We start from the raw sequence: 12716 nt of genomic DNA, 5'->3' as shown, positions 1-12716 counted from the left end.
CATGTCCGACCAGCAGCAGGCGACGGGAGAGTCCTCCGCCCGCGAAGCGGCAGCCACCTCACCCGACGCCGAGTCCGTCGAGGCCCAGCTGACCGGCTCCGGGAAGCCCCGGACCGCCTCCGAGCCGAAGGGCGCCGACGCGGGAAAGGCCGCCGCGAGCCGATCGGCGGCCGATGACGGTGCCGAGAGCGGGGACGGGGACACCGCCGGCACCGGGGCAGCGTCCGAAAAGGCCGCCAAGGAGACTCAGGGCGCCGAGGGCGACAAGGCCGAGAACGGCAACGCCGAGGCGGCGGCCGGCAAGGCCGAACCCGAATCCGGAGCCGGCCCCGAAGCCTCAGCCACAGGTACAGCCGCAGCCGCAGCCGGCGAGAACGGGGCGAGCCCCTCCGAGCCGCCCCCGACTCCCCCGGCCGAGGGCGCCGCGGAGGGGAACAGCGCGCGAGCGCTCTCCGCCGCTGCCACCAGGGAGCAGCACGAGGCCATCGCGGTCGCCGCGGCAGGCAAGGGCTCGGCCACCTCGACCCGGACCGCGGTCGGCCGGCCCCGCAAGCCGGTGCTCGCCGGTGCCGCCCTGGCGGGTGCCCTTCTGGTCGCCGTGCCGCTGCTGATCACGGTGACGGACAAGGACGACGACAAGAAGAACGTCGACAACGCGTCCGCCGACACCGTGCTGAACAGCGCCACCGACCCGGCCGACGTCTTCGCGACCCAGGCCCCCTCCCCCACGAAGACGGAGCCGGAGAAGAAAAAGGAGAAGAAGGCGGTGGCCGCGCCGCCGGTCGCCGAGGAGGCCGTCGCCCCCGCCCCGAAGCCCAGCCCTTCGCCGAGCAAGAAGAAGAAGGCCGCCGTCGCGAAGAAGGCGACGAGCACGCTGCCGGCCGTCCTGACCAGGGTGCTGATCAAGAACAACACCAACCACACCTGCGTGGACATCCCCGGCTTCTCCAGCGGCCGGCAGGACGGGCCGATCACGCACGCGACGTGCAACAGCAACACGGACGACAACCAGCTGTGGAACGTCGAGAAGCGTTACGCGACGGCAGGCCCCGGCGGAGTACCGCTCTTCCAGATCCGCAACGTCATGGACAGCATGTGCCTCGACCTGCCCGGCTACAAGGGCGTCGGCGGGGCCACCAAGGTCACGGAGTTCCCGTGCAACGGCACCACCGCGGACAACCAGCTGTGGTGGCTGGACAAGCAGTCCGACGGCAGGTTCTGGATACGCAACGCCGCCAGCAACAACCAGTGCCTCGACTCCTACGGGAACGACGACGCCACCCGCGACCTGATCATCTGGCCCTGCGCTCCGGAGGGCCAGAACAACCACGAGTGGATCTTCACTCGTTCGTGAGCGAGCCGGGCTGACGCCGGGGCCTCACCCCACGGACGCCACGTCCGCCAGTGCCTCCAGCACCGGCCGGATCAGCGGGTGGGCCTCGGCTCCCCGGCGTACCGCGGCGAAGACCCGGCGGGTGGGGGCGGCGCCGTCGACGGGGCGTACGACCACGCCCGCGAGGTCCATGCCGTGCAGGGCCGAGCGCGGCACGAGGGCGACCCCCGCGTCCGCCGAGGCGAGCGCGACGACCGCGCGGAAGTCGTCCGAGGAGTGTTCGAGCCGGGGCTGGAAGCCCGCGTGCTCGCAGGCCAGGACCACCACGTCGTGGCAGGGGTTTCCCGGGTACGGGCCGATCCACGGGTCCTTGGCCAGCTCGGCGAGCGGCACCTCCGTACGGTCGGCGAGCCGGTGGGTCCGCGGCACGACCGCGTCGAACGGCTCGGCGTACAGCGGGAAGTGCGCGAGCCTGGGGTCATCGGCGTCCGGGGCTCCCCGGTACTCGACGGCGACCGCCACGTCGACCTGCCGGTCGAGCACCATCGGCAGGCTGGCGTCACCCTCGGCGTCCTGGACGCGTACGTGTATGCCGGGCGCCGTTCGCGCCAGCCGGGCCAGCGCTGGTGCGACGACGAGGCCGATACCGGTCGCGAAGGCGGCGACGGTGACGGTGCCTGCCGAACCCGAGCTGTACGCGGCGAGCTCCGCCTCGGCCCGCTCCAGCTGGGCGAGGACCGCGTTGGTGTGGCTGAGCAGGATCTCGCCCGCGGGGGTCAGCCGTACGCCCCGGGCCCCACGCTCGACCAGGCGGTGGCCCGTCTCCTGTTCCAGCGCCGTCAGCTGCTGGGAGACCGCGGAGGGGGTGAGGTAGAGCGCGGCTGCAGCGGCCGTCACCGTACGGTGGTCCGCCACCGCCCGGAGGATATGGAGCCGCCGTGCTTCGATCACACGACGGATTCTCTCAAAGGTTCACACCCGCCGGCCCCGCCCGCTGCCCCTCCCCGAACAGCCTCCTTCAGCCCCAGCCCCAGCCCCGACTCGGCCCAGCCCTGCTCTGCCCTGCCCGCCCTCAGGCGCCCGCCTCGCCCGCCAGCTCCGCGCGCGCCGCCACGAACGCGTCCACCGCGCGGTCGACGTCCTGCGTGGAGTGCGCGGCGGACAGCTGGACACGGATCCTGGCCCGGTCCTGCGGGACCACGGGGTAGGAGAAGCCGATCACATACACCCCGCGTTCCAGGAGCAGCTCGGCCATCCGTCCGGCGACGGTCGCGTCGCCGATCATCACCGGGGCGATGGCGTGGTCACCGGGGAGGATGTCGAAGCCCTCCTCCGTCATCCGGGACCGGAACAGCGCGGTGTTCGCGGCCAGCCGCTCCCGCAGGTCGTCCGCCGCCTCCAGCAGGTCGAGCACCTTGAGCGAGGCGGCGGCGATCACCGGCGCCAGGGTGTTCGAGAAGAGGTACGGGCGTGACCGCTGGCGCAGCAGCGCGACGATCTCGGCGCGGGCGGCGACGTAACCGCCCGACGCGCCGCCGAGGGCCTTGCCGAGCGTGCCCGTGACGATGTCGACGCGGTCCATCACGCCGTGCAGTTCGGGGGTGCCCCGGCCGCCGGGGCCGACGAAGCCGACGGCGTGCGAGTCGTCGACCATGACCATCGCGTCGTAACGGTCGGCGAGGTCGCAGATCTCGCGCAGCGGGGCCACGTAGCCGTCCATGGAGAAGACGCCGTCGGTGACGATCAGCCTGCGGCGGGCGTCCGCCGTGTCCTTCAACCGCTGTTCCAGATCGGCGAGATCACGGTTCGCGTATCGGTACCTGCGGGCCTTCGACAGGCGGATGCCGTCGATGATCGACGCGTGGTTGAGGGCGTCGGAGATCACCGCGTCCTCCGGGCCGAGCAGCGTCTCGAACACTCCGCCGTTGGCGTCGAAGCACGACGAGTAGAGGACCGTGTCCTCCTGGCCGAGGAACGCGGAGAGCCGGCTCTCCAGCTCCTTGTGCACCTCCTGCGTACCGCAGATGAAGCGTACGGACGCCATGCCGTAGCCCCAGCGGTCGAGCGCCTCGTGGGCGGCGGCGACGACCTCCGGGTGGTCGGCGAGGCCGAGGTAGTTGTTGGCGCAGAAGTTGAGGACCTCACCGGGGCGGCCGCCCGCGGTGACGGTCACGGTCGCGGACTGCGGGGTGCCGATGACACGCTCGGGCTTGTGCAGTCCCGCGGCGCGGATCTCGTCGAGGGTGGTGCGGAGGTCGTCGCGTACGGAGTCGAACATCGTCTTCCTTAGAAAGTCCGGAACCTTTACCCAGGGCCTTACTGAGTCCAGTCGAGGATGACCTTGCCGCCGCGGCCGCTCGCCGCGTCCTCGAAGGCCGCCTCGAAGTCACGGTGGCCGTAGCGGCCGGTGATGACGGGCGCGAGGTCGAGGCCGCCTTCGAGGAGGACCGACATCGCGTACCAGGTCTCGAACATCTCGCGGCCGTAGACGCCCTTGATCGTGATCATGGAGGTGACGATCCGGGACCAGTCGACGGGGAACTCCTCGGACGGCAGTCCGAGCATGGCGATCTTCCCGCCGTGCGTCATGTTGGCGAGCATGTCCCGCAGTGCGGCGGGGTTGCCGGACATCTCCAGGCCCACGTCGAAGCCCTCGCGCAGGCCCAGGGCGCGCTGTCCGTCGGCGACGTCCGACTCGGCGACGTTCAGCGCGAGGGTGACGCCGATCTTGCGCGCCAGTTCCAGGCGGTCCTCGCTGACGTCGGTGACGACGACGTGCCGGGCGCCGGCGTGCTGGGCGACGGCGGCCGCCATCAGGCCGATGGGGCCCGCGCCGGTGATCAGTACGTCCTCCCCGACCAGCGGGAACGACAGCGCGGTGTGCACCGCGTTGCCGAACGGGTCGAAGATCGCGGCGATGTCGAGGTCGACCGGGACGCGGTGCACCCAGACGTTGGACGCGGGCAGCACGACGTACTCGGCGAACGCGCCGTCGCGGCCGACCCCCAGCCCCACCGTCGCGCGGCACAGATGGCGCCGTCCTGCCTGGCAGTTGCGGCACTTCCCGCAGACGAGGTGGCCCTCGCCGCTGACCCGGTCGCCCACGGCGATGTCACCGACGCCACCGGCGGTCTCCACGACCTCTCCGACGAACTCGTGACCGAGCACGAGCGGGGCCTCGACGGTCTGCCGCGCCCAGCCGTCCCAGTTGCGGATGTGCAGGTCGGTGCCGCAGATCCCGGTCCGCAGGACCTTGATCAGCACCTCGCCGGGGCCGACGACCGGCTCCGGTACGTCCATGAGCCGAAGTCCGGGCTCCGCCTTCTCCTTGACCAGCGCCTTCAACGGGGCTCCCGTGAGTGAGGTCCCGGATGCGGGCATGCCGAAGGGCACCCGCACCGGGGAGAGGAGTGGATTCGATCAGCAATCTGCCGCACGCGGGCGTCCCGGGTCCATCGAGGTTTTCTTAAGCTCTGCCGCAGCTTTCCTTCACGCCGGGCCACCGGGACCACCGAGGCCCGCACCTCACCGCCTTCTCATTGATCTCCCGACGCCCGACAGCCGTATCCCTCCTCGGAAACCGCGTCAGAAAGCGGACGCCGCACCGGCAACCGAGGAGTCAGAACCCCGCCATGCCCGCACCGCACGTGTCCCTGCCGCCCACCGACCACGTCCTGTCGCCGCACACCGGCTGGACACGGGCGCACTGGGAGACGCTCGCCGACCGGCAGTTGGAGGCCCTGGTCCCGTACGCGACGCCGCACGGCGCGCAGTACCGGCTGCCCGGCCGGACCTCCTCCTCGGGCGTGGTGGCGGACGGCCTCGCGGGGTTCGCGCGGTCCTTCCTGCTGGCCTCCTTCCGGATCACCGGAGCACAGGGCGATGTCGATCCTCGTCTGGTGGAACGCTACGCGCGGGGTCTGACAGCGGGCACCGACCGCGACAGCGGCGAGGCCTGGCCGGAACTGACCGACTGCTCCCGGCAGATGGCGGAGGCCGCCTCGATCGCCGTCGGTCTGCACGAGAGCCGCCCCTGGGTCTGGAACCGCCTGGACTCCGGGACACGGGAGCGGATCGTGGACTGGCTGTGGGGACTGGTGGGCCGCCGCACCCGGGACGACCACGGGCGCCTCCACCAGGTGGTGACCGAGCAGTTCCTCGCCTCGGTCGGCGCGCCGTACCGGCAGGACGACATCGACGCCGGGCTCGACCGGCTGGAGGACCGGTACGCCGGCGACGGCTGGTACGACGACGGCGCGGGCCGGACCTTCGACTACCACAACGCCTGGGCCCTGCACCTGTACCCGCTGCTGTGGTCCCGGATGACCGGTGGCGACGGCGGCGGCCGGGGTCACGCGTACCGGGACCGGCTCTCCCGGTTCCTCGCCGTGCACCCGCTGTTCTTCGGCGCGGACGGCGCTCCCGTGCACCACGGCCGCTCCCTGACGTACCGTTTCGCCACCACCGCTCCCGTGTGGCTGGGCGCCCTCGCGGGCTGTACGCCGCTGGCGCCGGGCCTCACCCGTCGGCTGGCGTCGGGCGCGGTACGGCACTTCGTCGAGCGCGGGGTGCCCGACGAGCGGGGGCTGCTGCCGCTCGGCTGGTACGACACGTTCCTGCCGGTGACACGGCCGCACTCGGGTCCGGCCTCGCCGTACTGGGCGAGCACGGCCTTCCTGGGCCTGCTGCTTCCTGCTGAGCACCCGGTGTGGACCGCGCGTGAACTGCCCCTGCCGGTCGAGGAGTCGGACCAGTACACCGCGCTCCCCGTCCCGGGCTGGCTGCTGCACGGTACGAAGCACGACGGCATCGTGCGCCTGATCAACCACGGCGGCCCGCACGTCTCGCCGTCCGGGCCCGCCGAGGACGATCCGCACTCCGCGAAGTTCGGCTACTCGACGGCGACGGCCCCCGAGGCGGGGACGCACGCGTGGCAGCGGGCCACCGACGGGCATGTCGCCCTGGTGGCCCCGGACGGCACCGCCTCACGCAGAGGGGGGATCGTTCCGCTGCGCTGTTCCGGACGGACGGCGGCCTCCCGCCACGAGGCCCGGCTGCCCGGCGGGGAGGAGGGGTTCACCATCGAGACGACCAGTGTGCTGCGCGGCCCCTGGGAGATACGCGTGCACCGGGTGTTCGCACCGTCCGGTGTGACGGTCCGGGAGGGCGGCTACGCGGTCGCGGCCGGGACCCGGCCCAGCACCGAACGGGGGTACGGGTGGGCGCTGGCCCGTACCGACGACGGACTGACCAGCGTGGTCGTCGCCCTCCACGGCTGGGACGAGGGCACCGGCATCGCCCGCGAGGTCGAGGCCAACGCCTTCGGCCCGCACTCGGCGACACCGTACCTGCGGTGCGCGGCGGGCCATCCGGGCGACCACGGTGTGTACGTCACCCTGCTCGCGCTGACCGGCGACCGGGTGCACCCCCAGGCGTTACGGGAGTCGGTGTCCTGCGAGGTCGAAGGCGACGCGGTCCGGATCACCTTCCCGGAGGGCGACACGGTCTCCGCATGACCACATATGACCCTGCACGACCCTGTATGGCCACATGCCGACGGGCCGATCCACCGGCCGACCGCGCCCCGGGCCCGGCCGCTCACCGGCCGGCCTCGGTCAGAAGCCGCCCTCCCGCAGCTCGATCTGCTCGACCAGCTCCGCCGCCATCGCCTTGATCGTGTCCAGGCCCGGTCTGCCCCACGGCCTGGGCTCGACATCGGCGACGCACACCGTGCCGAGGGCGATCCCCGTACGGTCCAGGAGAGGCGCGCCGAGGTAGGAGCGGATGCCGAACTCGTCGACCACCGGGTTCCCGGCGAAGCGCGGATAGTCCCGGACGTCCTCCAGGACGAGCGCCTTGCGCCGGACCACCACATGGGGACAGAAGCCGTAGTCGCGGGCCAGGTGCCGGACGCCGCCGGCCCGCGGCCCCGCCGGACCGTTGCCGCTGCTGCCGTTGCCGTTGCCGTTGCCGTTGCGACCGCCGTGGCCGTGCCGGGGTCGGGTGTGCAGTCCCGCGAAGAACTGCCGCTCCTCGCCGACGAAGTTGACCATCGCGTACGGCGCCGCGGCCACCTCGGCGAGCCGCGCGGCGAACGCGTCGAGGGACGGTTCCGCGTGCTCCCCCAGCCCCAGCACACGCAGTCGGTTCGTACGGGCGGGGGCTTCCTTGTCCTCGGGCGTGAGCAGCAGCCGACCGGCCGGGCTCGGCGGGTCGTACCTCATGTGTGTGCTCCGTGGCTCGGGGTGCGCGAGGGCGCGTGGGCGAGCAGGTGGCGGACGAGGGTGAGCAGCGTCTGCACTCCCGAGCTGGAGATCCGCGCGTCGCAGCGGACCACCGGCACGTCCGGGTCGAGGTCGATGGCGGCCCGCACCTCCTCGGGGTCGTAACGGAAGCCGCCGTCGAACTCGTTGACGGCGACGATGAAACCGAGGCCACGCTGCTCGAAGAAGTCGACGGCCGCGAAGCAGTCCTCAAGACGGCGGGTGTCCGCGAGGACGACCGCGCCGAGGGCGCCTTCGCAGAGTTCGTCCCACATGAACCAGAACCGTTCCTGTCCGGGTGTGCCGAACAGGTACAGCACATGTTCCGGGTCGAGGGTGATGCGCCCGAAGTCCATCGCGACGGTCGTCTCGACCTTGTTCTCGATGCCGTCGAGATTGTCGGTCGCGGCGCTGACCGTGGTCAGTAGTTCCTCCGTGCTGAGCGGCGCGATCTCGCTCACCGCGCCGACGAAGGTGGTCTTGCCCACCCCGAAGCCTCCCGCCACCAGGATCTTCAGCGCGGTGGGGAAAGGGTCAGAGCTGTCGTCGTAGTCCATCGAGCACTGCCTCCAGAAGAGACCGGTCAGTGGGGTTGTGGTGGAACGTAGGGGGCTTCGTGGACAGCGCCCCGCAGTCGACGAGGTCGGACAGCAACACCTTGGTCACCACCGCCGGCAGTTTCAGCTGCGCGGCGACCTCGGCCACCGAGACGGGCTCCCGGCACAGGTCGAGTGCCTGGGAGTGCTCGGGGCCGAGGTAGCCGAGCGGGGTGACACCCGAAGCCATCACCTGGGACAGCAGGTCGAGCTCGGTGCTCGGCCGGGTCCGGCCGTTGCTGACCTGGTAGGGACGGACCAGGCGTCCGGCAGCGCCGTCGAGCCAGGGCCCGTCGCCGGCCGCGGCCACGTTCAAGGCCTCATCGCCGACGGTTCGACGGAGTGCTGCCTCGGCGCGGTCATCAGGTACGGGCGGACGCTCTTGACCAGCATCGCCATCTCGTAACCGAGTACGGCGGCGTCGGCGTCACGTCCGGCGAGCACGGCCAGACACGTGCCGGAGCCCGCGGTGGACACGAACAGCAGCGTGGAGTCCAGTTCGACGACGACCTGGCGCACCTCGCCGCCGTCGCCGAAGCGGACGCCGGCGCTGCGCCCCAGGGAGTAGAGCCCGGAGGCCAGGGCCGCCATGTGGTCGGCGCTGTCGGGGTCGAGGCCGTGGACCGACTTGACCAGGCCGTCGCAGGAGAGCAGCACCGCGCTTCTGGTGTGCGGTACGCGCTGCACCAGGCCGCTCATCAGCCAGTCGAGATCGGATGCATGGCCGGTCGGCACATCGCTCGCCATGGGGGATCGACTCCTTGAAGTACGAAGGTCTGCGGGAGCGGAGGTGTGGGTGGGGGGCGAGTGGGTGGGCGTCGCGTGGGTGGGGGTGGCGTGATTCATCCGGCTGGTGTGCTCCCGTCGTGCCGGGCGATGAGGTCGTGACCGGGCGCGGGCGCGCTCTCACGCGGGGCGGGCGCCTCGGGTGGTTCAGGCGGTTCGGGCACCGGACGTGCGGTGGGCGTCGGCTCCGCGTCCTCGGCGAGTCCGATGCCACGCTGGAACGCCGCCATCAGACCGGGGTCGTGGGCCACGGGGAACTCGGACTCCTGCCGGGGCGCGGGCCCGCCGCGCAGTTCGGGCGCGATGTGCTCCTGGGCCCGCCGCTTGGGCAGTCGGGGCCGGCTCATACCGCTGTGCACGGCGCCGTTGCGCGGGGTGGTGGGCGACACGCCCGTGCTCTCGCCACCCTCCGCGCCCTCCGCGCCCTCCGCGCCCTCCGCGTGCTGAGCGTTCTGGACGTTCCTGTCGACGGTCCGCCTGTCGTCGTACCGGACACCGGGAACGGCCTCCGCGGGGTTGGCCCTCGTCCCGCCGCCGCGTACCGGAAGCGGGGCCGGGCCGCCTCCGCCGTTCACCACCGTCAGCCCGGCGGACGAACCGGCGCGCTGCGGCAACGGCTGGTGCTGGAGCTGAGGTTGGGGTTGGGACGGGAACTGGGGTTGGGACTGGAGCTGAGGTTGGGACGGGGGCTGCGACCGGGGTTGCTGCCCCGATATGCCCTGACCCGGCACGTCCTGGACGACCGTCCCGTGCGGGGGCGTCGCGTCGGGCGCCCCCAGCACAGCCTGCGGCACGACCAGGACGGCCTGCACGCCGCCGTAGATGTTGGTCTGCAGCCGGACCGCGATCCCGTGCCGCCGGGCGAGCTGCGAGACCACGAACAGCCCGATCCGGCCGTCCTGCAGCAGGCTCGCGACGTTCACCTGGTCCGGGTCGGCGAGGAGCGCGTTCATCTTGTGCTGCTCGGCCAGCGGCATGCCGAGACCGCGGTCCTCCACCTCGACGGCGAGGCCCGACGTGACCACGTTGGCCCGCAGCAGCACCTGGGTGTGCGGCGCCGAGAACACCGTGGCGTTCTCGACGAGTTCGGCCAGCAGATGGATCACGTCGGCCACGGCGTGCCCGCGCACGGTGCCGTCGACCGGCGGTACGAGCTTGACCCGTGAGTACTGCTCGACCTCCGCGATCGCGGAACGCAGCACCTCGGTCATCGAGACCGGATTGCTCCACTGCCGGCGCGAGACGGCACCGCCGAGCACCGCGAGGTTCTCCGCGTGGCGCCGGATCCGGGTGGCGAGGTGGTCGACGTGGAAGAGGCCCTTGAGGAGGTCGGGGTCCTCGATCTCGTTCTCCAGCTCGTCGAGGATCGAGATCTCGCGGTGCACGAGGGACTGGAGGCGCCGGGCCAGATTGACGAAGACCTCGACCTTCTGCTCGCTGCCCGCGTGGCTGGAGAGCTGCGAGGCCTGGACGACCGCGCCGACAGCGCCGTCGTGGGCGGTCGCCAGATCGTCGGCGAGCAGGTCGAAGTCGTCGGCGTCCGGGGCGGGCCCGCCCCGCATCCGGCGGGCCGGCGGCGCGTCACCGCGGCGCAGCGACTCGACGAGGGTCTGCAGTTCGGCCTGCCCGCGTGCGGTGGTGCGGCGCAGCGTCCCGACGCGGTCGTGCACGGACCTGGCGGCACGGCCGGCGGCCACCGCGGCGATCACGATGCCCGCGAGAGCGACCGCGAGGGCTCCGGACAGCACGATCCACAGCGTGGGGTCGGGGCGCGCGGCGGTCGAGCGGACCGTGAAGATCACGGCGGCACTCGCGCTGAGCGCCACCGCGACGGGCGGCAGGACCGCGATCCGGAGCAGTTGGGGCCGTATGTGGGTCTCGGGCAGCGTGGGGGTGGTGCGGGCGACGGGCCGCCCGTGTCGCCCGCCCTCGCGGCGGTCTGCGCGTCCGGCCGGTGCGCGAAGGTGAGACATCGACGTCCTCGTACTGGTGTGTCGGGGCTGTGGGGGCTCCCCCGGTCTGCGACCACGGCCTACGCCGACTGGGGCATACGCCATCGCTGCGCCGGTCGGCAGAGCCGAGAAAAACGGCTCTGTGTCGCCCAGCGGCCACTCACAGTAGTTGTCACCGCGTCACGTGTGGTGGGCAGTTGACAAAGTCCGACGGCTCACTTGCCCCTCTGGTATGAGCGTTCGCACAGCAGACCGATAAGCCCATCGAACACGTGCCCGCATCACCCGGTGAATCGATCAGACCTGGTCAGATGCGGTCAACAAAAAGAGCGAGGGCCGAGGAGCACGGTGCTCCTCGGCCCTCGCCGACCGCCCTGGGCAGCTTCACCTCATCAGGTGAGCCACCCGATGAATCACCGGGTGATCCCCCGGTGGCTCACCTGCCGGCTCATCCGGCTCATCCGGCCGGTACCGATTCCGGGTCCCCGGTGCCCTCCGCACGGTCACGCGGTGCGTCGTGGACCGTCTCCTCGGCAGTGGGCCAGCCGCCCTGCGGCGCCAGGGCCACACCGCGCCACCAGGGCTCGGCCGGAACCGTCTCGGCCGTGGGCTCGAAGGGTTCGCCGGGGCGGGGCAGCGCGATCCTGGCGCCGACCGCGCGGGCGGCGGTGACGGTGCCCTCGCCGGGCTCGGCCCAGGGGTGCGTGGCGAGGTTGAACGTGGCCCAGTGGATCGGCATCATCACGCCGGAGGGCTTGCTGCCCTGGAGGTCGAGGTGGGCCCGCATGCCCTCCTCGGGCGTCATGTGGATGTCCGGCCAGTACTCGCTGTACGCGCCGATCTGGATCATCGTGGCGTCGAAGGGGCCGTACTCGGTGCCGATGTCCTTGAAGCCGGTGAAGTACCCGGTGTCGCCGCTGTGGTAGATCCGGTGCTCGTCGCCCGCCACCACCCAGGAGGCCCAGAGGGTGTGCTGGGTGTTGCGCAGGCCGCGGCCGCAGAAGTGCCGGGCCGGTGTGGCGGTCAGGGAGATGCCGCCGACCTTCGTCGTCTCGTGCCAGTCCAGCTCGCGCAGCCGGTCCGCCGATACGCCCCAGTGCTCCAGATGGGCGCCGACGCCGAGGGGCACCGCGAACACCGTGTCCGTGTCGGCCAGGGCCTTGATCGTGGGCAGGTCGAGGTGGTCGTAGTGGTCGTGGGAGATGACGACCACGTCGACCGGGCCGAGCGCCGCCAGCGGCACGGGCACGGGGTGCAGCCGCTTGGGCCCGGCGAAGGCGAACGGCGAGCACCGCTCGCCCCAGACGGGGTCGAAGAGCACCCGGTGTCCGTCGATCTCGGCGAGAACGCTGGAGTGGCCCATCCAGGTCAGCCGCAGCCCCTCGGCCGGGGGCGAGGCGAGGTCGGCGAGGGTCGTGGCGTGCACCGGTACGACGCCTGCCGGGGCCCGCCGGACGCGCTCCTCCTTGCGGAAGTAGATCTTCGCGACTTCGAGCATGGCCCCGTCGGGACGGGGGGCGCCCTCGGGGTTGCGAAAGACGCCGTCCGCGTAGTTCGGAGATCTGCGGATGCGCTGCATGCGCTCACCGGTCGGATCCGCGCCGAACGCGGCGGGGCGCAGAGCACGGAGCCCGGAGCTCAGAGAACGAGAGCCGGTCACGGCACCTCCAGAAAGGTCGGTCTGAATATCCATTATGGTCGCCGCCTCCGACAATGCCGGGTCGGGCGCGTGACAGCGCGGTGACCGCTCCGGACACGGCGGAGATCACCCTGTACGTCGTCGCCC

At 71.9% G+C, this 12716-nt stretch carries 11 protein-coding genes; 2 read left to right on the top strand and 9 right to left on the bottom strand.

Annotation, left to right across the window (positions count from 1 at the left end; all coding sequences use genetic code 11):
• Position 1: 1 nt before the first annotated feature.
• The gene (locus ACLVWQ_RS26235) at positions 2-1354 is read left to right on the top strand and encodes an RICIN domain-containing protein (RefSeq protein WP_414111635.1); all 1353 of its coding nucleotides are present in this window, start codon (positions 2-4) and stop codon (positions 1352-1354) included.
• 24 nt (positions 1355-1378) lie between these two features.
• Here ACLVWQ_RS26235 and ACLVWQ_RS26230 read toward each other — a convergent pair whose 3' ends face one another.
• From ACLVWQ_RS26230 to tdh, 3 genes are all read right to left on the bottom strand, one after another.
• On the bottom strand, positions 1379-2284 hold the full coding sequence (locus ACLVWQ_RS26230) for a LysR substrate-binding domain-containing protein (protein ID WP_414111634.1): 906 nt from the start codon (positions 2282-2284) through the stop codon (positions 1379-1381).
• Positions 2285-2405: 121 nt separating this feature from the next.
• Positions 2406-3611 carry a glycine C-acetyltransferase gene (locus tag ACLVWQ_RS26225; RefSeq protein WP_414111633.1) on the bottom strand — a complete coding sequence of 402 codons (1206 nt, stop codon included), beginning with the start codon at positions 3609-3611 and terminating at the stop codon, positions 2406-2408.
• A gap of 38 nt (positions 3612-3649) precedes the next feature.
• Positions 3650-4678, bottom strand: a complete 1029-nt coding sequence (gene tdh, locus ACLVWQ_RS26220) for an L-threonine 3-dehydrogenase (protein WP_414111724.1) — start codon at positions 4676-4678, stop codon at positions 3650-3652.
• 287 nt (positions 4679-4965) lie between these two features.
• Between tdh and ACLVWQ_RS26215 the strand changes: the two genes are divergently transcribed.
• Positions 4966-6849, top strand: coding sequence for a DUF2264 domain-containing protein (locus tag ACLVWQ_RS26215; RefSeq protein WP_414111632.1), 1884 nt, complete (start codon positions 4966-4968; stop codon positions 6847-6849).
• 99 nt (positions 6850-6948) lie between these two features.
• On the opposite strand, the gene ACLVWQ_RS26210 is transcribed toward ACLVWQ_RS26215, so the two are convergent.
• From ACLVWQ_RS26210 to ACLVWQ_RS26185, 6 genes are all read right to left on the bottom strand, one after another.
• Positions 6949-7557, bottom strand: coding sequence for a GAF domain-containing protein (locus tag ACLVWQ_RS26210; protein ID WP_414111631.1), 609 nt, complete (start codon positions 7555-7557; stop codon positions 6949-6951).
• A complete protein-coding gene (locus ACLVWQ_RS26205) occupies positions 7554-8153 on the bottom strand; it encodes a GTP-binding protein (RefSeq protein ID WP_414111630.1) in 600 nt (199 codons plus the stop codon). Before ACLVWQ_RS26205 ends, ACLVWQ_RS26210 begins: the two co-directional genes overlap by 4 nt.
• Positions 8131-8502, bottom strand: a complete 372-nt coding sequence (locus tag ACLVWQ_RS26200; protein ID WP_414111629.1) for a DUF742 domain-containing protein — start codon at positions 8500-8502, stop codon at positions 8131-8133. The genes ACLVWQ_RS26205 and ACLVWQ_RS26200 overlap by 23 nt, the downstream gene beginning before the upstream one ends.
• 2 nt (positions 8503-8504) lie before the next feature.
• A complete protein-coding gene (locus ACLVWQ_RS26195; RefSeq protein WP_414111628.1) occupies positions 8505-8939 on the bottom strand; it encodes a roadblock/LC7 domain-containing protein in 435 nt (144 codons plus the stop codon).
• A gap of 95 nt (positions 8940-9034) precedes the next feature.
• Positions 9035-10951, bottom strand: a complete 1917-nt coding sequence (locus ACLVWQ_RS26190; protein ID WP_414111627.1) for a sensor histidine kinase — start codon at positions 10949-10951, stop codon at positions 9035-9037.
• 436 nt (positions 10952-11387) lie between these two features.
• Positions 11388-12590 (bottom strand): MBL fold metallo-hydrolase, encoded by a 1203-nt coding sequence (locus ACLVWQ_RS26185; RefSeq protein WP_414111626.1) that lies wholly within the window; start codon positions 12588-12590, stop codon positions 11388-11390.
• Between the last annotated feature and the right edge of the window lie 126 nt (positions 12591-12716).

Source organism: Streptomyces sp. CWNU-52B (assembly GCF_047444975.1).
Taxonomy (GTDB): domain Bacteria; phylum Actinomycetota; class Actinomycetes; order Streptomycetales; family Streptomycetaceae; genus Streptomyces.
This window is presented reverse-complemented; position numbering and strand designations above follow the sequence as displayed.